This is a genomic window from Novosphingobium sp. GW821-FHT09E05, from assembly GCF_059416165.1.
Genome location: NZ_JBWKOQ010000001.1, coordinates 113,425 through 135,560 on the forward strand (window position 1 = coordinate 113,425; position 22,136 = coordinate 135,560).

Sequence of the window (22,136 nt, forward strand, 5' to 3'; positions counted from 1 at the left end):
TCAGCGCGAAGGTCCGCGGCGAGATTATCGTAAGCTTTTCGAGTCGCTCGCTTTTGAACAACCTGACGCGTTGCGGACTGGTAATGGGAGAGGGCATTGGCCTCCATGCTGGACAACAGGTGCAGTTAACTGTCAAGTCCAAACTCCTTCAGGCGAGTTGAGCGTATGACAAGAGGTTTGCGGCACATGGTGCTTGGGGGATGACGGAGACGATGTGTCGGAACCGTATTCTTGTGACCGGCGCATCGGGCGGACTGGGCGGTGCCCTCGCCCGGTATTACGCCCGACCGGGCGTGGAGCTTAGCCTGTGGGGCCGGGATGTCGCCCGGCTGTCGGCCGTGGCGGCGGAGTGCCGGGACGCGGGCGCCGAAGTGACGGTGCGTTCGCTGGATATCACCGATGTCGAAGGCGCGCTTGCGGCTCTGGCGGCGGAGGACGACGCCGCGCCCTTCGTGCTCGCACTGCTGGCCTCGGGTCGGGGCGACGTGCGGGCGGCGGGTGACCGGGTCGAGGATGCGGCGCTCGTGGCGCGGCTGGGAGTGGTCAACTTCACCGCGCCGGCCGCCATGGCGGCGCTGCTCGCCGGGCGCATGGCGGCCAGGGGGAAGGGCGGCATCGTGCTGGTGGGATCGGCGGCCGCCTTCCACGCCCTGCCTTTCGCGGCCGCCTATTCGGGGACCAAGGCAGGCCTCGCGCGCTTCGCCCAGGCGCTGCGGTTGAGTGTGCGCGGCCATGGGGTGGGCGTCACGCTGGTGTCGCCCGGCTTCATCGACACCGCTGCCGGGCGCAAGGTTCCCGGACCCAAGCCCATGCTGATGCAGCCCGGGGCGGTGGCGGCGCGCATTGCACAGGCCGTGCGGCGCGGGCAGGCGCATCTGGTGCTGCCCTGGCCTTTCGCCGTGCTGCGCTGGATCGACCGCCTGCTGCCCGGGCCCCTGCGCGACCGCGTGCTGCTGGGTCTCACCCCTCCGGAGAAGTGACCGGCGGGAAAGGTGCCGCCGCGCCCAGCACCGCGTCCAGGATGGCGTGGTGGAGGCCCGCCGGCGTCAGGTCGATACGGCGGTTGTCGCCGCGCTCGATCCGGCCTTCACCGTTCATCCGCAGCATGACGTAAGGCGTGTGGCGGTCGCCGCCCGGAGCGGTGGCGCCGGGGATGCTCGGCCGATGGTCGCCGAAGAAGACCAGCAGAGCCGGACGCTTCAGCGCGCCGATTCGCTCGGCGAGCGTGGCCAGCATCGCGTCGCTGTTGCGCGCGAGGCGCAGATAGCCGGGCACGAGGTCCCGCGCCCCGGGGGCGCCGTCGGGAGCCCACGGCCCATGGTTCTCGATCGTCACGGCGTAGATCAGGCTGGGCTGCGCCGCGTCCCGCGCGAGCGCGGCGATCTCGTCCGCCATCGCCGCGTCGGTGACGTAGCGCCCTTCTCCGGGCGCGGGCGGTGCGAAGCGGTCCTCGCCGACCAGTTCGGCGAAGCCCCCGGCGGGCATGATCCGGTCGCGCCCGTAGAAGCGCATGTCGTGCGGGTGGACGAACAGGCTGCGCCAGGTCCTCAGACGCGCGGGCAGCGCCCATGACGCCTCGCCCAGAGCGGTCAGGAACGGATCGTAGCGCCGGAAGCCGAGTGCCTGCTCCTCGCGCCCGAACAGCACGCCGTACTCGGTGCGCATGGTATAGGCGCCGAAGCCGCTGACGTTCAGGTTGCCCCACTGCCACGCGGTCTCCCGCGCGCGGGCCAGCGCGGGCAGGGCGAGCGCGGGATCTCCGAACAGCTCCACCGGATCGGCGAAGCTCTCGCACTGGATGACCACCAGCAGGTCCGGAGCATCGCCGCGCGCGGGCCGTTCCGCCTCGGGGCAGGGGGGCGGGTCGCAGCTCTCGCGCCAGCGCAGCCAGTAGAGCAGCAGCGTCGGCAGCAGGCCGAGGCGGTGGGTGTCGGCATGGGCGTCGGGCACGGGGACGAGGCGGGCCGGGGCGACGAGGCGGAGCGAGAGCGTCAGCGCCGCGAGGCCGCCCGCCAGCAGCGCAAGGCCGGAGAGGTGCCTGTCGAGGTCGGCGACGGAAAGCCAGGCCACCCCTCCCACCAGCACCGCCGCCGCCGCGGCGACGGCCGCGCGCTGCCAGATCCGGACCGCCGAGAGATAAAACTGTGGATGGCGGAAAATCGCGCCCACCAATGCGAGATCGGAAAACAGCAGCGGCTCGCCGAGCATGGCGTGCTTGGCATTGGAGGCTAGCGCCAGCAGCGCCAGCACCGCCAGCGCCAGCACCGTCGCCACCGCGTCGTTGCCGCACAGGGCGAGGAAAAGGCCGTAGAGCGCCGTCGTCATGCAGGCGAGCAGCCACAGCCCGGCCGGCGCGCGCAGGGATCCACGCCGTGGCCTTACCAGCGCATCGAGAAGGCCGGCGCCGCCGAGCAGGGCCGCGAATGTCAGTTCGTCGAACGTCACTGGATTGCTGCACCATCATCGGCGCCGGGCCCCTGCCCAGGTCGCGGGGATGGGCTCATAGCGGCAGCGGGCAAGGCTGTCATCCGATGTCTCCGTCTTGTGGGTGGGCGAGAGGCAGGGTTGCCGCGTGCCGCCCGCACGACTAACGGCTTGAAGAACATGCCGGGCAAGTTTCGGTTCAAGTATCTGTCGGTAAGCATCTGCTGGATGTCATTACGGAGTACATTTTTTCGAATGCCTGAACTTCGTATCGGCGCGACCGAGTCTTTCCAGGTCCCGGACGGTCCTTCGGATCGCGACGGCCGGCAGAATCGTGGTCGCCGCACCGTATTGCTGCTGCAGGGACTCATGGGGCCGCTGTTCCGCCGCCTCGGCCAGGAGCTGATCCGTTCGGGGCATGCGGTCCACAAGGTCAACTTCAACGGCGGCGACCGCGTGTTCTGGCGCCTGCCCAACGGCGTCGACTACCGCGGATCGCTGGAAGATTGGCCGCAATGGCTGTCGCAGCTGATCCGCGAGCGGGGCATCACCGACGTCGCGCTGTTCGGCGACTGCCGCGACCATCACATGCCCGCGACCCGCGTCTGCCGGGAACTGGGCGTGCCGGTCCACGTCTTCGAGGAAGGCTATGTCCGGCCTGACTGGGTCACGCTGGAACTCGGCGGTGTCAACGGCCACTCGTCGCTGCCCCGCGACCCGGTCTGGTATCGCGAGACCGCCGCTGCCCTGCCGCCCGTGCCGCCCCATGCGCAGGTCCCTTCCTCGTTCCGACGCCGCGCCGCCGAGGGCCTCCTTTACAACGTCGCCGACGTGCTGACCCGGTGGCATTATCCGCACTGGACCAATCATCGACCCTGGCATCCGCTGGTCGAGGGCATGGGATGGATGCGCAAGCTGCGGAACCGCAAGCAGCGCGAGGCCACCGGCGCCGCGCTGATCGCCCGGCTGGCATCGTCGCAGGAGCCGTATTTCCTGTTCCCGCTGCAGCTCGATTCCGACGCGCAGATCCGCCTGCATTCGCCCTTCGCGGGGATCGCCGACGCGCTCAAGCTGGTGCTTGGCTCCTTCGCCGGGCATGCGCCCGCCGACACGCGGCTGGTGGTCAAGGAGCACCCGCTCGACAACGGAGTGCGCGACTGGCGTCAGGAAACCGCCGACATGGCGCGGCGCTTCGGGATCGAGGGCCGTGTCGACTACCTCGGCTGGGGCGATATCGTGCCGGTCACGCGGCGCGCGCGCGGCGTCGTCACCATCAACAGCACCAGCGGTACCCTGGCGCTTGCCGAGGGCGTGCCGGTGGTGGCGCTGGGCCATGCGGTCTACGACATACCGGACATTACCTACCAAAGCGGCCTGGACGCCTTCTGGCGCGATCCCGTCGCCCCGGACGAGCCGACCTTCGCCGCTTTCCGCCGCGTGCTGGTCGAGCGTTGCCTGATCCCCGGCGGCTTCTTCTCGGAAGAGGCGCTGGACAAGGTGGTGCGTCACGCCGTTGCCCGCTTCGAGGGACGCCTGATCGCCTCGGAGTAAGGCACGGTCCGGGATGTCCGGCCCAGAACGGCCGAGGGGAGGCCGGGCGCTTTCACGCCCGCCCTCCCCCGCCGGTTTTGCGGGATGATCCGCCGCCTCAGAAGCGGTAGGTGCCGCTGACCGTGAAGTTGCGCGGCGCGCCGTAGCGGTACTGGCTGTAGAAGCCGATCTGGCTGTAGTACTTCTTGTCGAACAGGTTCTCGACGTTGCCCTGGACCTGCAGGTTCTCGGTAAACGCATAGCGGGTCATCAGGCTGACGAGGGTGTAGCCGTCCTGCTGGAAGCGGAAGGCGGCGTTGGTGACCGGGTTGGCGCCGGCCGAATAGGCCTTGCTGCGATAGTTCACGCCGCCGCCGAAGGTCAGGTCGCCGATGGTGTAGGTGGTGAACAGCTTGAGCAGCTTGCGCGGCTGGTCGGTATTGACCTTGGCGCCGTCGGCGTCCTCGATCTTGAACTGGCTGTAGCCGAAGTTCAGGTTCCAGCCTTCGAGCGGCTCGCCGGTGACTTCGACCTCGAAGCCCTTGCTGGTGGCGCCGGCGGTGGCGATGTACGGCTGCTGGGGCAGGCCGCCCGGCGGGGTGATCTCGGGCGCATTGACGTCGATCTGCGCCAGATTGTTCTGCTTGATGCGGAACAGTGCGATCGAGGTCTGCAGCGCGTCGCCGAAGAACGAGTTCTTCAGGCCGATCTCGTAGGAATCGCCCTCGATCGGGGGCAGCTGCTTGAGGTTGGCGTCGATCGCGCTCTGCGGAGTGAAGATGCGCGTGAAGCTGGCGTAGGCGCGCATGCCCGGGACGATGTCGTAGAGCGCGCCGACGTAGGGAATGAACACGCCCTTGTCGCCATAGTCGACCGCGGCGCCGTAGTTGGTGCCGGTCTGCTTCCAGCTGGCGATGCGGCCGCCGCCGATGATCTTGAGCTGGTCGGTCACGTTGGCGCGCAGCGCGCCGTAGACGCCGGTCTGCACGATCTTCTGGTCGACGGCGAGGAAGGGCACGGTGGTGAAGCCCGGGTCGGCGACGGTCGAGCCGCCGTCCGACACGAAGTCCGGGCCAGACGGGAAGGAATTCGCGGAAAAGCTGTTTGTATAGAGGTTCTGCACGCTGCGCAGCGCGCCGATGACGACGTCATGGTCGCGGCCGAGCAGGTTGACGGAGCCCTTGAGCTGGCCGTCGAAGCTGTTCTGGATGCTCTCGCCCTCGTCCTTGTAGGGGAAGGCCGACTGGATCACCCCGGTGTTCACGTCGACGGTGCCCGAGAGGTACAGCAGCTTCGCCTGCTCGGCGTTGCGCATGCGGTTGTAGTTGAATGTGAACGACCACTTGTCGCCGATTTCCTGGCGGACGGTGGCGTAAAGGTTCTGGTTGGTGGTGTTCCAGTACGACCAGTCGGCCGAGGTGCTCTTGGAGCGATCCCAGTCGGTGGTGGTGCCGTCCGAGAAGAACGTCGGCAGCGCGCCCCAGGCGGGAGCACTCGGGGTGCCGCGCTGGTGGCTGATGCCCAGGCGCAGCAGCGTGGTGTCGGTCACGTCGGCGTCGATGGTGCCGTACACCAGCCACTTCTTGTTATGGTAGAGGTCGATGTAGCTGTCACCCTCCTCGTAGCGGCCGACGACGCGGAAGCGCAGGCGGCCGTCCGCGGTGACCTGGCCGCCGATGTCGGCCGAGGCGCGCCAGGTGTCCCAGCTGCCGTAGCTGCCGTTGACGTAGCCCTTCAGTTCGTTGCTGTCGGCGTGCTTGCGCACCAGGTTGACAGAGGCCGAGGGGTCGCCCACGCCGGTGAGCAGGCCGGTGGCGCCGCGCACGATCTCGACGCGGTCGTAGATCGAGACGTCGATGTTGGTCTCGCCCTTGCCGCCCGCGAGGGTCCAGGCCAGCGGCACGCCGTCGATCTGGTAGTTGGTGATATCGAAGCCGCGCGCGAAGAAGTTGTTACGCACGTCGTCCACTTCGGCGACGGTGACGCCGACCGCGTTCTGGATCACGTCGGCCACGCTGATCAGGTTCTGGTCGAGGATGCGCTGGGCGGTCACGATGCTGACCGACTGCGGGGTCTCCTGCACCGACAGGCCGAGACCGGTGGCGGTGTCGATCTTGTCGGCGATGGTGTACTTGCCGGTGACGACGATCTCGTCCGCTCCAGGACCATTGTCCTCCCCGGCGGTCTGCGCGGCGGCAGGCATGGCGTAGACGGCGCACGCGCCGCCGATCATGAGTGCGATCCTGGATTTCATGTGACGATCCCTGTCTGGTCTGCGCCGGCTACCCCATCGCGGCCGGTGCTCACGGGCTCTCTGGAAAGCCCGAATTGCTGCGCCCGCTAATAGGATTGCGGATCATTCGCAATAACAAATTGAAGCACGCTGGAACCATAGGGATCGGAGAACAAGGAAGGCTGCTGGCCCCGGTGCGGTGCGCGGGGGGATCCGGCGATTTTTCGCTCCGAATTCAACGGTGTGACATAATAGAGACCAGCCGCAGAAATCGATTGTCGCGGACCCGCGGCATGGCCGGGTCAGTCGCGGTGGAAGAAGGCCGGCCGTCCCTCGAGGACGTTGCGCGCCATCTCGCCGCGGTCGTGGAGCGCGAGCGGGCCGCCGGGATAGGCCTCATCCCAGAACTCCGGGTCGGCGTACTGGGCGAGGGCGTTTTCGTAGCGGGCGAGACGTTCGGACTGGGCCGAGAGCAGAAGCGCCGCGCTGCGCACTTCGACAAAGTCGTCGCCCTCGCCGTCGCGGACGATCCGCGAGAGGTCGGGCCGCGCGATCGCCTCGAACCAGCCGGCGGCGAATTCACGAGCCAGGGCGGCGGCGTCAGTCGTCATGGCGCTCGGCGCGGGCGTTGAGGTCGGCCCAGAGCTTCTCGGTCCCGGCTTCCTGCGCCTTGTTCACGTATTGCGAGGCGACCAGCCAGCCCTTGATGTACTGAAGCGGCAGGACGCAGCCGATGCCGAGCAACGGGAACGAGGTCAGCAGGTGGACCCAGAACGGCGGCTCGTACTTCACCTGGAGCCACACCGCGAAGAACGTCAGCGGAAAGGCGACGATGCACAGCGAGAAGAACGCCGGTCCGTCGTCCGGCGCCGCGAATCCATAGTCGAGCCCGCAGTTGGGGCACTTGTCCTGCAGCTTGAGCCACTTGCGGAACATCCGCCCCTGGCCGCAGCGCGGGCACAGGCCCCTGAGGCCGCAGTGGAGTATCCACCTGCCCTTTTCCGGGCGCGGCGTCTCGGTCTGGTCGGGTTCTTCCATGTCACGAACCTGCTGTTGCGGATTGCCGGGAATCGGCTGTTGCTGCATATGTGTTTTGCATGCATACAAAGTCAATGCAAACTACGTCGCAAAAGTGGTTGCCTCAACTCGGGGGCAGCGAAGGGCCGCTCTACCTGGCGATATGCGCCGCCATCGCCCGCGACCTCGATCAGGGCAGGCTGCGCCCCGGCGACCGCCTCCCGCCGCAGCGGGATCTCGCCGAAGCGCTGGGCCTCGATGCGGGCACGGTCTCGCGCGCCTATGCCGAAGCGCGGCGACGGGGGCTGATCGACGCCGAAGGCCGGCGCGGCAGCTTCGTGCGCGAACAGGGCGCCGGGGCTTCGGCGGCGGTGGTCGTGCAGCCGTTCGACACCGGCATGAACCTGCCCCCGATCCCGGCCGGAAGCACTTTCGCGACCACGTTTTCGGCCAGCCTGCAGGAAGTGCTGCAAGGCCCGACGGCGGCCAACCGGATGCAGTACCAGCCCGCTGGCGGAGCGCCGGAGGACCGGCTCGCCGGCGCGCAGTGGCTTGGCGCCTCGGGCATCGAGGCGGGCGAGGACACCGTGCTCGTCACCAGCGGCGCGCAGACCGCGCTCCATGCGGTCGCCAGCGCGGTGCTGGAGCCGGGCGACGCCGTCTGCACCGGACCCTTCGTCTATCCGGGGTGGAGCGCGATCTGTCGCCGCCGGGGCGTCTCGATCGTGCCGCTGACGGCGGACGAACACGGCATCGACCCCGACGCCTTCGAGCATGCCTGCGCCGTCTCGCCGATCCGCGCGATCTATCTCGTGCCGGACAACGACAACCCGACCACCGCGACCCTCCCCCTCGACCGCAGGAGGCGCATTGCCGAGATCGCGCGGCGACACGATGTGCTCATCATCGAGGATGACCCCTATTCGCGCCTCGGCGGCCAGGGCATCGCGCCGCTCGCGGCACTGGCGCCCGAGCGAACCTGGCATATCGCCAGCCTGTCGAAGCTGATCTCGCCGGCACTGAGGATCGCCTACCTGCGCGCGCCGCTGGTGCGCGACGCGCTGCGGCTCGCCACCGATACGCACGAGACCACGATCATGCCGCCGCCGCTCAACCTCGCGGTCTGCACCCGGTGGCTGCAGGACGGGACCTGGGCCGGGCTGGTCGGCGAAGTGCGGGAGGAATGCACCGCGCGCCTTGCCATCGTCGCAGATATCCTGCCCGCGGGCAGCTACCGCGCCGCGCCCTCGGGCTATCACCTCTGGGTGCCGCTGGAGCAGCATACGCAGTCGTTCGAACTGGTCGCCGGCCTGCGCCCGCTGGGCGTTTCCGTCGTATCGAGCGAGCAGTTCCGCGCCGGTCCGGCGGGCGGTGCGGCGGCGGTGCGGCTGTCGATCGGCGGCAGCCTCGACCGGCAGCGGCTGGCCCGGGCCCTCGGCGTGCTCGATGCGATGCTCCACCACCGGGCGGGGCGGGCGAGTCCACTGGTATAGCCACGAACCTCCCGGAGTGGGGGTGGTGAGGTCTGTTGTCGCTCTGGCGAGGATGACACGAAATTTCAGCCGCATCGGCAAACCGGCTTCTGCTTGGCAAGCTCAGGCCCTAGGAACACCTCCAAAGCATCGGCGGCGGCAGGAGAGCGAGCCTTGAAACATATCCCGTGGATCATCCTCGCCCTCGTCGGGGCGGCGTGCCTGGCCGTGCTGGCGGTGTCGCGCGGCGAGCCGGTCAACGCGCTGTGGATCGTCGTCGCGGCGGTGAGCACGTTCCTTGTCGCCTATCGCTACTACGCGCTGTTCATCGCCCGGCACGTCATGGCGCTGGACCCGCGCCGCGCGACGCCGGCGATCAGCCGCGCCGACGGGCTGGACTACGTGGCGACCGACAAGCGCGTGCTTTTCGGCCACCACTTCGCGGCCATCGCCGGGGCCGGGCCGCTGGTCGGGCCGGTGCTGGCGGCGCAGATGGGCTACCTCCCGGGCACGCTGTGGATCATCGTCGGCGTCGTGCTGGCGGGCGCGGTGCAGGACTTCATGGTCCTGTTCATCTCGATGCGCCGCGACGGCAAGTCGCTGGGCGAACTCGTCCGCATGGAGATGGGCCCGGTCGCAGGGGCCATCGCACTGGCGGGCGCCTTCCTCATCATGGTCATCATCCTCGCGGTGCTGGCGCTGATCGTGGTGAGGGCGCTGGCGGAGAGCCCCTGGGGCACGTTCACCGTCGCCGCGACGATCCCGCTGGCGCTGGCGATGGGGATCTATACCCGCTGGATCCGGCCGGGCCGCATCGGCGAAGTCTCGGTGCTGGGCTTCCTCGGGCTGATCGCGGCCATCGTCTACGGACAGGCCATCGCCGCCTCGCCGGTCTGGGGGCCGATCTTCACCTTCACGCCCGAGCAGCTGTGCTGGATCCTGATCGGCTACGGCGCGCTCGCCTCCCTGCTGCCGGTGTGGCTGCTGCTGGCCCCGCGTGACTATCTCTCGACCTTCCTCAAGATCGGCGCGATCGCCGCGCTCGCCATCGGCATCGTCGTCATGGCGCCGCCGCTGCGGATGCCGCCGCTGACTCAGTTCGTCGGCGGAGGTGGCCCTGCGTGGTCGGGCGGGCTGTTCCCGTTCCTGTTCATCACCATCGCCTGCGGGGCGGTCTCGGGCTTCCACGCGCTGATCGCCAGCGGCACCACCCCCAAGCTGATCGGCAGCGAGGCCGACGCGCCGTTCATCGGCTATGGCGCGATGCTGATGGAGGCCTTCGTGGCGATCATGGCGCTGGTGGGTGCATCGATCCTCGATCCGGGCATCTACTTCGCGATGAACAGCCCCGCCGCCGTGCTGGGCACCGACGCCGCGAGCGCGGCCGCCGCGGTGACTGCGATGGGCTTCCCGATTTCCGCCGACACGCTGGTCCAGACCGCGCGCGACGTGGGCGAGCACACCATCGTCTCGCGCACCGGCGGCGCGCCGACGCTGGCCGTCGCCATGGCCGAGATCTTCAGCCACGTCGCGGGCGGTTCAGCCATGAAGGCCTTCTGGTATCACTTCGCGATCCTGTTCGAGGCGCTGTTCATCCTCACCGCGGTCGACGCGGGCACCCGCGCCGGGCGCTTCATGCTGCAGGACCTGATCGGCATGGTGGTCCCCTCGTTCCGCGCCGGGACCTCGTTCATGCCGGGCGTTGTCGCGACGGGCCTGTGCGTCGCGAGTTGGGGGTTCTTCCTCTACCAGGGCGTCACCGACCCGCTGGGCGGGGTGAACACGCTGTGGCCGGTGTTCGGCATCTCCAACCAGATGCTCGCCGCCGTGGCGCTGATGCTGTCCACCGTGGTGCTGTTCCGCATGAAGCGCCAGCGCTACGCCTGGGTCACGGTGATCCCGACCGTCTGGCTGCTGGTCTGCACGCTGAGCGCGGGGAGCCTCAAGCTGCTGTCGAGTGATCCCGCCGTCGGGTTCCTTGCCCATGCCGCGAAGTTCGGCGCGGCGCTGGAGGCGGGCACGGTGCTGGCGCCCGCCAAGTCGATGGCGCAGATGGAGGCGATCGTGTTCAACGACCGGGTGGATGCCGCCTTGTGCGCCGTGTTCCTCGCGGTCGTGCTGTCGCTGCTGTTCTTCACGGTGCGCACCTGCCTTGCGGCGTTGCGCGATCCGCTGCCCAGCGTCAGCGAGACGCCGGTGCGGCTGGTGCCCGCATTGTGACCGGGTTCGTCCCCCGCCTGCGCGAGATGGCGCGGCTCATGGTCGGCCAGCCGCCCTACGAGGTCTACCTCGCGCACATGGCCCAGCAGCATCCCGAGGCGGCGCCGATGACCCGCGTGGAGTTCTTCCGCAACCGGGAGAATGCGCGCTTCAGCGGCGCGGGCGGGGGAAAGTGCTGCTGAGCCCAAAGGTCTGCTGCCCAGGCTGCAACCCACACCTCGTCATCCTCGCGAAAGCGGGGATCCATCTGATGACGGTGCGACCTGAGGCTCCATCAGTTGGGTTCCCGCCGTCGCGGGAATGACGAGGCTATGGGGATTGGACCCCGTCAGCCCTTACCCCTCCTGCACCGCGCTCCATTCCGCGAGGTCGGCGGATTCGCCGATGAGCGCCAGGCCGTGGGCGATCGAGGTGAGTTCGTCGCCGCTGTGGAGGCGGTCCTCGCCGAAGCGCATCTCGAAGATGCGGCGGACGGCCGGGATCAGCGAGGAGCCGCCGGTCAGGAACACCCGGTCGATGCCCTCGGCGCCCACGCCCGCGTTGGCGAGCGCGGTGTCGAGGGTCAGGGCGATCTGCTCGAGGTCGGGGGCGATCCAGCTTTCGAATTCGGCACGGCTGACTTCGGCCTCGATGGCCAGTTCGGGGCTGTCGAAGCGGAAACCGGCGTGGGCATCGCTCGACAGGCTGCGCTTGAGGCGGCCGACGGCTTCGTAGAGCGGGTAGCCCAGTTCGTGCTCGACCACCGCGATCATGCGGTCGATGGCGGCGGTGTTGGTGGCGCTGCGCTGCAGCTTGGCGAGCTCGGCCAGCGTGCGGCGGTTGCGCATGAGGGCGAGGCGCGACCAGTCGCCGAAGTCGGTGAAGTGGCCGTCGGGGATTTCCAGCACCTTGTCGAACGAGCGGTAGGTGCCGCCCTTGCCGAGCATCGGCAGGACCAGCTTGTCCATGATGCGGAAGTCGAAACGGTCGCCGGCGATGCCGATGCCCGCCGAGCCCAGCGGCACGCAGCGGCGCGCCGATCCCGGCGCATCGACCTTGACGATAGAGAAGTCGCTGGTGCCGCCGCCGAAGTCCGCCACCAGCAGCGTCGCCGGACGGTCGAGCCGCGAGGCATGGCCATAGGCGGCGCCGAGCGGTTCGTAGACGTAGTGGACCTCGCGGCCGAGCGCGGCGAACATCGCGTCGTAGCGGGTGCGCGCCAGCGCCTCGTCCGGGCGCGAGCCGACGTAGCGGACCGGGCGGCCGACGACGATGCGCTCGGGCAGGTTCCTGAGCGCCGCGCCGCCGTGGGCGACGAGGTGTTCGAGGAAGGTGCGCCCCAAGTCCTCGAAACGCATGCGCTTCTCGAAGATGGTGGCCTGGTCGAACAGCGGGTTGGCGGCGACCGACTTGAACGACTGCAGGAAGCGGCTGCCCTGCGGGAAGTCGAGGAACTCGGCGATGGCCCAGGGCCCGGCCTCGTGGGCCACGCCGCCGGGCCGGTCGCCGTCCTGCCAGAAGCACAGCGCGGTGCGGAACACCGAGGCGCTGCCGCCGGGCGCGCGGAATTCGACGAGATCGGCGTCGCCCGTGCCGGTGGTGAGTGCGACGACCGAGTTGGTCGTGCCGAAGTCGATCCCCAGGGCCTTGGCGGGCGTTACGGCGGACATGATGTGGCTGTTCCTTCTGGCCGCAAGCGGGCGGGCCTATGCCAGCGGGTGGGCCTGGATGCAAGGCGCCGCGCCCACTGCGGAACTGGATACAAGCCGGCGAGTGGCTGGCGAAGAGGTCTCGCCTCGAGGGTAAGCAGCGGTCCCCGCCTTCGCTGGGACGACGAGAAGCTCAGGGCTTGCGGCAGAACCAGATGAGGTGGTGATCGACCTTGTTGCCGATCTGCGCGCGCACGTTCACTTCTTCAACCTCGAAGCCGGCCTTCTCGAGCGCGACGTTGAACGAGGGTTCGGGTGTCGCGGACCAGACGGCAAGGATGCCGCCGGGGGTGAGCGCGTCCATCGCGGCCTTGAGGCCATTGTCGCCGTAGAGGTCGTCGTTGAGCCTGCGGGTCAGACCCTCGGGCCCGTTGTCGACGTCGAGCAGGATCGCGTCGTACCCCTCGCGGGCGGTGCCGATCAGCATCGCCACGTCGTCGTTGACGAGGACCACGCGCGGATCGTCGAGGCAGCCGTTGGTGTGGCCGCGCATCGGGCCGCGGGCCCATTCGATGATCTCGGGCACGATCTCGGCCACGGTCACCTCGGCATCGGGGCCGAGCACGCGGAGCGCCGCGCGCAGGGTGAAGCCCATGCCGTAGCCGCCGATCAGCAGCTGCGGCGCCGGGCGATCCGCCAGCCGGTCCAGCGTCATCGTCGCCAGTTCTTCTTCCGACGCGCAAATGTCGGTGCTCATCAACTCGTTGCGGTCGAGCAGGATCGCGAAATCGTCGCCGTTGCGCACGAGCTTGAGTTCCACGCCGTCGGGGACGCGCGCGGTGCCGATGAGTTCATCCTCGAGCTGGGGAGCGATCATCGGGCACCTTTCTGACGGACCCGCAGGGCCCCAAACGTCTCGCGCGGAATTACTTCTTGCGTGCCTTGCGCGCCGCGTAACGGGCGTCGCGGGCAGCTTTCTTTTCTTCCTCGGTCAGCGGCGGCGGCGGGGCGGCGGCTTCCGCTTCCTGACGCGCCTTCTCGGCCGCGGCGGCCTTTTCCGCGATCTTCGCCTCGCGTGCGGCCTTCGCGGCCTCGCGCTTCGCGGCCTGCGCGGCTTCGCGCTCCGCGGCCTTGGCGATACGCTCGGCCTGCACCGCCGGGTCGACCGGGGGCTTGGACTTCAGGAGCTGGAGGGCCTTGGCCCGCGCCTGCGCGGCGGCGTTGACCCGGTCCTGGATGCCGGGTTCCTTGTATCCTGCCATTAACTGCTACCTAGTTCTCTCAAGTATCAAAGGAAAAGGGAGCGGCCCGCCGAAACCGGCGGGCCGCTCCCTTCAACCCGTTCAGGCGGGCTGGAGGTTGACGGCCGAGGTCTTGCCACGGCGATCGGTTTCCAGCTCGTAGGAGACGCGCTGCTCCTTATCGAGGGTGCGCATGCCAGCGCGCTCAACGGCCGAGATGTGCACGAAGGCGTCGTCGCCGCCGCCTTCAGGCGCGATGAAACCATAGCCCTTGTCGGCGTTGAAGAACTTTACTTTTCCGGTGATCATGGGACGCATTCCTTGTCCGAGGTTGACGGGCATGCACCAATGCGGCGCATCCCGGCTTCGCGAAGCAACTAAGGGACAAAGGGAGCAGCTGAAGCGGCCCGATATCCGTCGATGGCGACATCAGCGTGGCAGCCTATAGCACATAATCAGCAGATAGCTATCGAAGCCTCGTATGACGCGTCGGCCCGTGCAGAAAGGCGGGCCGGCAGCGCTTTCAGGGGATGTTGGGCCCTCGGAGCCGGTGTGCCGGCTGCTTTTACGGCGAAATCGGGCATCGCGCTCGGCCTCGCATTGCCGAGGCTGGATTGTCGCGGCGGAGCACGCCTCCTGCGTCGCAGATAACCGAGGCAGGTGTTGCCCCGGCGAATCGCCGTGGCGCCCAGCCGTTCGCGATGTCGGCCTGGCGCACGCCTTCGATCGCGTCGGCTTTGCCGGGCCCGCGCGATCCCCCCGATCCGGCCGAGCGCGAGGGCGGCCCGCGCGCCGCCGCCGCGCGTCATCATCCGCAGGTCCATGCAGGCCATCCCGGTGTCGACAGACCGACCCAAAACCTGCGTATAGTGGCGTGTCCGGGCCAGCGGCCCGATACGAAGGCCATCGCTTCGACACGGGGAGACCGGCATTGAGCAACATCGCGAGCCGCGAATACCAGATGTTCCCGGTGCTGGGCGCCGCCGAGATCGCCGAGGCCCGGCGCTTTGCCAGCGGTCCCGAGCGCCGCTTCGAACCCGGGGAACCGGTCTATGCGATCGGCGACTGCGGCGCCCCGACCTGGCTCGTGCTGGAAGGCGGCATCGACGTCCTGCGCCGCGACGGGCTCAGCCGCGAGGCACCCATCACCACCCATGGCCCCGGCCAGTTCACCGGCGAGATCAACCAGCTGGCGGGGCGCCCCTCGATTGCCGGCGGGCGGGCCGGAGAGCAGGGCTGCACCGCCGTGCCGATCGACGCCGCGCACCTGCGCGCCCTGATGATCGGCTCGGCCGATCTTGGCGAGACGGTCATGCGCGCGTTGATCCTGCGCCGGGTCGGGCTGATCGAGCAGGGCGGCGCGGGCACCGTTCTCATCGGCGTGCCCGGCAGTCCCGACATCCTGCGCCTCGGCGAGTTCCTGCGCCGCAGCGGCTACCCCTACCTCGTGGTCGATGTGAGCGAGGACGGCGAGGGCAAGGAGATGGTCGAGCGCCTCGGCGTCGCGCCCGAGGAATATCCGCTCGTCGTCTGCCCCACCGGCCCGATCCTGCGCCGCCCGGCCGAAACCGAACTGGCCGCGTGCCTCGGCATGTCGGCGCAGATCGACCCCGACGCGGTGCAGGACGTCGCCATCGTCGGCGCCGGGCCGGCGGGCCTCGCGGCGGCGGTCTATGCGGCGTCCGAGGGGCTTTCGGTGATCGTGCTCGACTGCCGCAGCATGGGCGGGCAAGCCGGGGCCTCGGCGCGGATCGAGAACTACCTGGGCTTCCCCACCGGCATTTCCGGCCATGCGCTGGCGGGCCGCGCCTTCAACCAGGCGCTCAAGTTCGGGGCGCAGATGGCGATTCCCGTGGAGGTCGAGGGCCTCGAACAACGCGAGGGGCACCTGCGCCTCGGTCTCTCGGACGCGCGCAGCGTGAAGGCGCGCGCGGTGGTGGTCGCCTCGGGCGCACGCTACCGGCGTCCGGCGGTCGAGGGGCTGGAGCGGTTCGAGGGGGCAGGGGTGTCCTACTGGGTCTCGCCGATCGAGGCGCGGCTCTGCGCGGGCGAGGAAGTGGCGCTGGTCGGCGGCGGCAACTCGGCGGGGCAGGCGGTGGTCTACCTCGCACCGCAGGTGAAGCGGCTGCACATGATCGTGCGGCGCGACCTCGGCGAGACGATGTCGCGCTACCTGGTCGACCGCATCGCCGCACTGCCCAACGTCGAGGTCCACATGGGCGCCGAGGTCGTCGGGCTGGAAGGCGACGCACTGGGCGGCCTTGCGGGCGCGACCATTCGCTGCAACGCCGACGGCTCGCTGCTGCGCCAGCCGCTGCGCCACCTGTTCCTGTTCATCGGCGCCGATCCCAACTCGGACTGGCTGCGCGGCGCGGTCGAGACCGACAACCGCGGCTTCGTCATGACCGGCGGCCCCGCGGGGACCGGCTGCGAACCGCTCGAGACCGGGATGCCCGGTGTCTTCGCCATCGGCGACGTGCGTGCCGGCTCCACCAAGCGGGTCGCCGCCGCGGTGGGAGAGGGCGCGGCGGTGGTCGCGCAGATCCACGCCAAGTTCGCCGCCAACCGGAGGGAAGCGCCATGACCGGCTGTTCGCACACCATGACCATCAACCAGGTCACCCCCAGCGCCAAAGGCTGCGAGGAGTGCCTGAAGACCGGCAGTTTCTGGGTCCACCTGCGCCTGTGCCGCAGCTGCGGCCACGTCGGCTGCTGCGACGATTCGCCCAACCGCCATGCCCGCGCCCACTTCGCCGCGACGCACCACCCGATCATCGAGGGCTACGACCCGCCCGAGGGCTGGGGCTGGTGCTATGTCGACGACGTCGAAGTCGACCTGCCCGACCAGACCCCGCAGCTGGGGCCGATCCCGAGATTTTTCTGAACACTCCCCTGCCGCGCGGCGGCGGGAAGCAGGGTGGCGGCTTGGGCGTTGCCGCCCCCTCCGTCAGGCGTGTGGCCGACCCGCGAGCGCCATGCGGTCCAGGCATGAAAAAAGGGGCGGATCGCTCCGCCCCTTTTGGGTGTCCCTTGCGGGACCAGCCTTTGAACCCTGGGCTTACTTGCCGAAGGTCGCGAACTGTTCGTTGCCGACGAAGCCGAACTTCGTGACCTGCGAGGCCTTGATGACCTGCAGAACCCCTGCCGACAGCTCGTAGCTGGCTTCCGGCTCGGGCTGGAACTGGAGTTCCGGCTCGGGGGTCATGCGGGTGGTGGCCTGCAGCGAGTTGTTGAGCGTCACCGCGTCGATCTGGGTGCCGTTCCACATGATCTTGTCGTCCGCCGTGAGAACGACCTTGTTCTTGACAGGGTCGATCGGCGGCGGGGTGTCCGTCGGGGGGGTCGCCACCGGCAGATCGATGTCGATCGAGTGGGTCGCAACCGGGATGGTGATGATGAACATGATGAGGAGAACGAGCATGACGTCGATCAACGGCGTCGTGTTCATCTCCATCATCGGCGCGCCATCATCCTTGCCGCCTGACATTGCCATGAGAAGTTACTCCTGTTCCTGCCTGAACGTCAGCCGTTCGGGTCGATCGGGTTGGTGATGAAGCCAACCGTCGGATAACCCGAAATCTGGACGTTGTAGATCGCACCGGCCACGCACCGCCACGGAGCGGCGACGTCGCCGCGGATGTGGACCTGCGGGATCAGTTCCGGATTGGCCATCAGAGCCTGGGGGCCGCCTTCACGCTTCACGATCGCATCGAGACGCTTGAAAGCTTGGTCGCGCAGCTCTTCCGAGGTGACCGGAGTGACGTTGTTGAAGTAGATGCGGCATTCACCGTTGCGCGCGGCACCGGTATAACCCGGCTCGCCGGCGCTACGACCGGATGCGTCCGTGGTCGAGACGGTGAGGAGCAGGTTTTCGACCTTGTCCTTCGATTCGACCGCGGGGATGACCGGGATTTTCAGCTTCTCGATCGTCTGGATCGCAACCGGAACCGCGATCAGGAAGATGATCAGAAGCACCAGCATGACGTCGACGAGCGGCGTCGTGTTGATGTCGGACATTGGTGCGTCTGCACCACCTCCGCCCGTGGATATCGCCATAGTCTTATCCTAATCCTTGCGTTGCCTGGGGGCCGGCGGCGGACCTTCGCATGCTTGGTGCCGCCACCCAACTCCCGAACGGGGGCGGACCGGGCTGGCCGGTCCGCTGACCCGTGCTCCTTACGACTTGAGCGGAGCAGCAGCCGGCTTGGCCGGAGCGGCAGTGGTCTTGGCGGGAGCGGCGAGGACCGGCTTGACGGCACCCTTCGAGGTGATGTTGGCGAGCACGTCGTTCGAGAAGCCGGTGAGCAGCTCGGCGATGCGCTTGTTGCGGGCCTGCAGGTAGTTGTAGGCGAGCACGGCCGGAACCGCGACGAGCAGACCGAGCGCGGTCATGATCAGAGCTTCACCGACCGGACCCGCGACCTTGTCGATCGAGGCCGAACCGGCGAGACCGATCGCGATCAGCGCGCGGTAGATGCCGACGACGGTACCGAACAGACCGATGAACGGCGAGGTCGCACCGACGGTGGCGAGGAAGGGCAGGCCGCCGGCGAGGCGAGCGTTGATCGATGCTTCCGAGCGGGCGAGCGAGCCGTGCAGCCAGTCGTGGGCTTCGAGGCTGTCGGTCATCTTGGCGTGCTGGTCTTCAGCGGCGAGGCCGTCGTCGACGAGCTGGCGCCAGGCGCTGTTCTTGTCGAGCTTGGCAGCGCCTTCGCGCAGGGTGGGCGCACGCCAGAACGAGGTGCGGATGACGCCGAACTGGCGCAGGATCTTCGACTGCTCGAACCACTTGGTGAAGAGGATGTAGAACGAACCGAAGGACATGATGCCCAGGATGATGACGGTCGCGTAGGCGATGAAACCGCCCTGTTCGAGCGCTTCCATGAAGCCGAACTTGTTCTGCGGCGCGCCCGCTCCGGCGGCGAGGATGTCAACGATAAACATGCGAATTACCTCTCAAGAAGAATGCAGGAGTAGGTCAGGACCAAAAGGTGCCGTCCCGACCGCCTTGGATTAGTTGAGCTTGTACACGATCGCCGTCGAGTACGACGAAGCGATCGGGGTGCCCGCAGCGTCGAGCGCCGGATCGAAACGCGCATAGCGCGTCATGCCGTCGCAGGCCGCCTCGTCGAGGTCGGGGCTGCCGCTGGAGCCCGAAACCGAGCAGGCGGTGACCCGGCCGTCCGGTCCGATCTGGACGCGAACGCCGACACGACCTTCGCGCTCTTCACGAGCGGCGCGGGTCGGGTAGTTCGACTGGATACGACCAGCCCAGCCCGCCTGGCCCTTGGGCTTGACGCCGCGGGCCTTGGAAGGTCCCGGAGGCGGCGGCGGGGGTGCCGGCGGCGAGGCGGTCTGGATGACCACCGGCGGCGCCGGGGGAGGCGTGATCACGGTCTGCACCGGAGGCGGTGAAGGCGCGATGTTGATCGGCGGAGGCGGCGCCACGATCGGTGGCGGCGGCGTATCCGGCTGCTCAGGCGGAGGCGGCGGCGGCTCCTCCTCCTTCGGTTTCTCTTCCTTGATGTCCACGGTGGTCACCTTCTTGATGACCTGTTGCGCCGCCTTGTAGGCCAAGCCGGTGACAAGCGCATAGCCGACGAAGACGTGGATCAAGGCGACAATGACAAGAGCAGTAATCTTGCTACTGCTCATTTGCTGGTCAGCGTAAGCCATTCAGACGCATCACTCCATTACCAAGCCCCGGACCCGTCGCGACAGGAAAATCCCGACAGAACGTGTCCAAGGGCGCCCATGGCTTCCCCCAAAGGAGGAATCCATGACGAAACTCAATTACCCACCCTGACGGCTGACAGTCTGCCTTTCCGAGAACGAAACCCGACGGGAAGGCGAACCGCGGGGCATTTTTAGTATTTTTGCCCCATTTTGCAGGCTTCTTAGCGGTGAAGCCCACCCCACGCAACGCCTTATCGCCGCCGCAGGAGTTAACGCACAATTCATGCCGCGTTAGATCAAATTGATCCAGTGCAATTTTGAGTCTGCATCGCCATGCGGCTATAAGCCATCGCGTTTCCACGGAGATTATCCCCCATGTCGTCGAAATTCCAGCACCTTGCGGCCGGTCTCGCGGGTGCCTATCTGGCGCTGGCCCCGCTCGCCGGAGCCGCCCAGGGCGTTCCCGCGGGCCCGCCGGAGGTCACATATGCCGACATCGCGGATCTTGCCGATTCGGCGGCGCTGGTCGTGCAGGCGCAGGTGGCGAAGATGGTTCGCGTCGAGGATGCGCGCGCGCCGGGCCTGACGCCGGGCTACGGCCGCTTCTACATCCAGGCGAAGACCAGGGCGCTGCTCACCGGCAAGACCGCGCTGGGCGAATCGGTTAGCTACCTGGTTGACCTTCCGCTCGACGCCAGAGGCAAGGCGCCCAAGCTCAAGAAGCAGGACGTGTTTCTGTTCGCCCGCGCCGTCCCCGGCCGTCCGGGCGAGCTGCAGCTGGTCACGCCGACCGCGCAGCAGTATTGGACCGTGCGCGGCGAGGCGCGGCTGCGCGCCATCCTGCAGGGCCTGACCGCACCCGATGCCCCCGCCCGCGTGACCGGCGTCCGCGAACTGCTCTACGTGCCGGGCAACCTGGCCGGGCAGGGCGAGACGCAGATCTTCCTCAACACCAAGGACGGCTCGGCCGCCTCGATCACCGTGCGCCACGAACCCGGCGCGGCGCCGGTCTGGGGGGTGTCGTTCTCCGAACTGGTTGCCGACGCGGGCCATCCGCCGCAGCGCGACACGATAGAATGGTACCGCCTCGCCTGCTTCCTGCCGAACCTGCCGCCCGCCCGCGCCAATGTCTCGGAAAGCTACGCGGCGCAGCAGCAGGCGCTGTCCGACTACCGCATGGTGCTGGGCGAGCTCGGGGTGTGCGCGCGGACCTTGCGCTGACCTATCTGCAAACGCCCGCTGGAAATTCCCTCCCGCCTGCCTTAGTGCGCGCTCCCGAAAAGGAGCTTGCATGGTCGAACCGCTCAATATCGCGCTTGCCGGACTGGGAACCGTCGGAGGCGGCGTCGTCCGTCTCATCGAGACCAACGCGGAGCTGATCGCGCGGCGCGCGCGCCGTCCGATCCGCATCGCCGCCGTCAGCGCGCGCGACCGCACCAAGGATCGCGGCGTCGACCTCTCGCGCTACGACTGGGAGGACGATGCCGCCGCTCTCGCGGCGCGGCCCGACGTCGACGTGGTGGTGGAGATGGTGGGCGGCTCGGACGGTCCGGCATTGGCGCTGGCGCGCAATGCGATCGCCGGGGGCAAGAGCCTCGTCACCGCCAACAAGGCGATGATCGCGCACCACGGTCTCGAACTGGCCGCGGCTGCGGAAGCGGCGGGCGTCGCGCTCAAGTTCGAGGCGGCGGTGGCGGGCGGCATCCCGGTCATCAAGGGGCTGAGCGAAGGCGCGGCGGCCAATGCCATCGACCGGGTCTACGGCATCCTCAACGGCACCTGCAACTACATCCTCTCGACCATGGAGGACACCGGCCGCGACTTCGCCGACGTGCTCGCCGACGCGCAGCGCCTGGGCTACGCCGAGGCCGACCCGACCTTCGACATCGAGGGCATCGACGCGGCGCACAAGCTGTCGATCCTGGCGGCGATCGCCTTCGGCTCGCGCCTGCGCTTCGACGCGGTCGAGACGATGGGCATCGCCTCGGTGAAGGCCGCCGACATCGAGCAGGCGCGCGCGCTCGGCTACGTTATCCGCCTGATCGGCATGGCCGGCACCGACCGCAGCGACGGCACCTGCCGCCTGTTCCAGCGCGTGCGCCCGCACCTCGTGCCGATCGACCATCCGCTCGCGCATGTCGACGGGGCGACCAACGCGGTCGTCGCCGAGGGCAACTTCATGGGCCGCCTGCTGTTCCAGGGCGCCGGCGCCGGTGACGGGCCGACCGCCAGCGCGGTCGTCGCCGACATCATCGACATCGCCAAGGGCGAGAAGGGCGCTGCCTTCGCGATGCCCGCCGCCGAACTGGAAGCGATGGAGCCGGCGCCTTCGGGCCACCGCATCGGCAGCTCGTACATCCGCTTCACCGTGCCCGACCGGCCCGGCGTGCTGGCCGACATCACCGCGGCCATGCGCGATGCCGGGGTCTCGATCGAGAGCCTGATCCAGAAGGGCGATCCCGACCAGGACGGCGAGGTCATCCTCGCGGTCGTCACGCATCCGGGACCGGAAAGCGCCGTCACCGAGGCGATGCGCATCCTCGACGGGTCGGACAGCCTGACCGCCCAGCCGCTGGTGATGCAGATCATCGGCGCCTGAGCGGAAAACAAGCGGGGCCCCCGCCTTCGCGGGGGCGACGGAGTTTTGAAACGGGCCAACCACCCGGATCATAAACCCTCGTCGCCCCCGCGAAGGC

21 protein-coding genes are annotated in these 22,136 nt (G+C 68.4%); 9 read left to right on the forward strand and 12 right to left on the reverse strand.

All coding sequences use genetic code 11. From position 1 onward, the window contains the following. Positions 1 to 233 precede the first annotated feature (233 nt). Positions 234 to 980: an SDR family NAD(P)-dependent oxidoreductase gene (locus AC07M9_RS00515; protein WP_494880434.1), complete on the forward strand. Its 747-nt coding sequence runs from the start codon at positions 234 to 236 to the stop codon at positions 978 to 980. Here AC07M9_RS00515 and AC07M9_RS00520 read toward each other — a convergent pair. Continuing rightward, positions 961 to 2,445 carry an LTA synthase family protein gene (locus AC07M9_RS00520; RefSeq protein ID WP_494880436.1) on the reverse strand — a complete coding sequence of 495 codons (1,485 nt, stop codon included), beginning with the start codon at positions 2,443 to 2,445 and terminating at the stop codon, positions 961 to 963. The genes AC07M9_RS00515 and AC07M9_RS00520 overlap by 20 nt on opposite strands. Positions 2,446 to 2,793: 348 nt before the next feature. On the opposite strand from AC07M9_RS00520, the gene AC07M9_RS00525 reads away from it, so the two are divergent. Beyond that, a complete protein-coding gene (locus tag AC07M9_RS00525; protein WP_494883851.1) occupies positions 2,794 to 3,975 on the forward strand; it encodes a capsule polysaccharide biogenesis protein in 1,182 nt (393 codons plus the stop codon). Between the two features lie 97 nt (positions 3,976 to 4,072). Here the strand turns inward: AC07M9_RS00525 and AC07M9_RS00530 are convergent, their stop codons facing one another. From AC07M9_RS00530 to AC07M9_RS00540, 3 genes are all read right to left on the reverse strand, one after another. After that, positions 4,073 to 6,208 (reverse strand): TonB-dependent siderophore receptor, encoded by a 2,136-nt coding sequence (locus tag AC07M9_RS00530; RefSeq protein ID WP_494880438.1) that lies wholly within the window; start codon positions 6,206 to 6,208, stop codon positions 4,073 to 4,075. Between the two features lie 281 nt (positions 6,209 to 6,489). Continuing rightward, the gene (locus tag AC07M9_RS00535) at positions 6,490 to 6,798 is read right to left on the reverse strand and encodes a hypothetical protein (protein ID WP_494880439.1); all 309 of its coding nucleotides are present in this window, start codon (positions 6,796 to 6,798) and stop codon (positions 6,490 to 6,492) included. Beyond that, entirely contained in the window at positions 6,788 to 7,225 is a 438-nt protein-coding gene (locus AC07M9_RS00540; protein WP_494880441.1) for a DUF983 domain-containing protein, read from the reverse strand. Before AC07M9_RS00540 ends, AC07M9_RS00535 begins: the two co-directional genes overlap by 11 nt. 98 nt (positions 7,226 to 7,323) lie before the next feature. Here AC07M9_RS00540 and AC07M9_RS00545 point away from each other — a divergent pair, with 98 nt between their 5' ends. The 3 genes from AC07M9_RS00545 (at position 7,324) to AC07M9_RS00555 (ending at position 11,078) form a co-directional block, all read left to right on the forward strand. After that, entirely contained in the window at positions 7,324 to 8,697 is a 1,374-nt protein-coding gene (locus tag AC07M9_RS00545) for an aminotransferase-like domain-containing protein (RefSeq protein WP_494880443.1), read from the forward strand. A gap of 153 nt (positions 8,698 to 8,850) precedes the next feature. Next, positions 8,851 to 10,896, forward strand: a complete 2,046-nt coding sequence (locus tag AC07M9_RS00550; RefSeq protein WP_494880445.1) for a carbon starvation CstA family protein — start codon at positions 8,851 to 8,853, stop codon at positions 10,894 to 10,896. Further along, complete coding sequence (locus AC07M9_RS00555; protein WP_494880447.1) at positions 10,893 to 11,078, forward strand: YbdD/YjiX family protein; 186 nt, start codon at positions 10,893 to 10,895, stop codon at positions 11,076 to 11,078. The genes AC07M9_RS00550 and AC07M9_RS00555 overlap by 4 nt, the downstream gene beginning before the upstream one ends. A 153-nt stretch (positions 11,079 to 11,231) precedes the next feature. Here AC07M9_RS00555 and AC07M9_RS00560 read toward each other — a convergent pair whose 3' ends face one another. From AC07M9_RS00560 to AC07M9_RS00575, 4 genes are all read right to left on the reverse strand, one after another. Further along, complete coding sequence (locus tag AC07M9_RS00560; protein ID WP_494880449.1) at positions 11,232 to 12,545, reverse strand: Hsp70 family protein; 1,314 nt, start codon at positions 12,543 to 12,545, stop codon at positions 11,232 to 11,234. A 172-nt stretch (positions 12,546 to 12,717) separates the two neighbouring features. After that, positions 12,718 to 13,401, reverse strand: coding sequence for a spermidine synthase (locus AC07M9_RS00565; RefSeq protein ID WP_494880451.1), 684 nt, complete (start codon positions 13,399 to 13,401; stop codon positions 12,718 to 12,720). Between the two features lie 49 nt (positions 13,402 to 13,450). Beyond that, the gene (locus AC07M9_RS00570; protein ID WP_494880453.1) at positions 13,451 to 13,786 is read right to left on the reverse strand and encodes a DUF6481 family protein; all 336 of its coding nucleotides are present in this window, start codon (positions 13,784 to 13,786) and stop codon (positions 13,451 to 13,453) included. An 81-nt stretch (positions 13,787 to 13,867) separates the two neighbouring features. Then, positions 13,868 to 14,074, reverse strand: coding sequence for a cold-shock protein (locus tag AC07M9_RS00575; protein WP_007684000.1), 207 nt, complete (start codon positions 14,072 to 14,074; stop codon positions 13,868 to 13,870). Between the two features lie 622 nt (positions 14,075 to 14,696). Between AC07M9_RS00575 and AC07M9_RS00580 the strand changes: the two genes are divergently transcribed. Together AC07M9_RS00580 and AC07M9_RS00585 are read left to right on the forward strand one after the other, a co-directional pair. Next, positions 14,697 to 16,349, forward strand: a complete 1,653-nt coding sequence (locus AC07M9_RS00580) for an FAD-dependent oxidoreductase (protein ID WP_494880455.1) — start codon at positions 14,697 to 14,699, stop codon at positions 16,347 to 16,349. Then, positions 16,346 to 16,648: a UBP-type zinc finger domain-containing protein gene (locus tag AC07M9_RS00585; protein ID WP_494880456.1), complete on the forward strand. Its 303-nt coding sequence runs from the start codon at positions 16,346 to 16,348 to the stop codon at positions 16,646 to 16,648. The genes AC07M9_RS00580 and AC07M9_RS00585 overlap by 4 nt, the downstream gene beginning before the upstream one ends. A 174-nt stretch (positions 16,649 to 16,822) precedes the next feature. On the opposite strand, the gene AC07M9_RS00590 is transcribed toward AC07M9_RS00585, so the two are convergent. From AC07M9_RS00590 to AC07M9_RS00605, 4 genes are all read right to left on the reverse strand, one after another. Further along, positions 16,823 to 17,257 carry an ExbD/TolR family protein gene (locus AC07M9_RS00590; protein WP_007687539.1) on the reverse strand — a complete coding sequence of 145 codons (435 nt, stop codon included), beginning with the start codon at positions 17,255 to 17,257 and terminating at the stop codon, positions 16,823 to 16,825. 29 nt (positions 17,258 to 17,286) lie between these two features. Beyond that, positions 17,287 to 17,820 carry an ExbD/TolR family protein gene (locus tag AC07M9_RS00595; protein WP_007687537.1) on the reverse strand — a complete coding sequence of 178 codons (534 nt, stop codon included), beginning with the start codon at positions 17,818 to 17,820 and terminating at the stop codon, positions 17,287 to 17,289. Between the two features lie 120 nt (positions 17,821 to 17,940). Continuing rightward, positions 17,941 to 18,708 (reverse strand): MotA/TolQ/ExbB proton channel family protein, encoded by a 768-nt coding sequence (locus AC07M9_RS00600; RefSeq protein ID WP_494880458.1) that lies wholly within the window; start codon positions 18,706 to 18,708, stop codon positions 17,941 to 17,943. Between the two features lie 69 nt (positions 18,709 to 18,777). Beyond that, positions 18,778 to 19,440 carry an energy transducer TonB gene (locus AC07M9_RS00605; RefSeq protein WP_494880459.1) on the reverse strand — a complete coding sequence of 221 codons (663 nt, stop codon included), beginning with the start codon at positions 19,438 to 19,440 and terminating at the stop codon, positions 18,778 to 18,780. A 375-nt stretch (positions 19,441 to 19,815) separates the two neighbouring features. Between AC07M9_RS00605 and AC07M9_RS00610 the strand changes: the two genes are divergently transcribed. Continuing rightward, a complete protein-coding gene (locus tag AC07M9_RS00610; protein WP_494880461.1) occupies positions 19,816 to 20,661 on the forward strand; it encodes a hypothetical protein in 846 nt (281 codons plus the stop codon). A gap of 70 nt (positions 20,662 to 20,731) precedes the next feature. Then, complete coding sequence (locus tag AC07M9_RS00615; protein ID WP_494880463.1) at positions 20,732 to 22,039, forward strand: homoserine dehydrogenase; 1,308 nt, start codon at positions 20,732 to 20,734, stop codon at positions 22,037 to 22,039. Positions 22,040 to 22,136 lie beyond the last annotated feature (97 nt).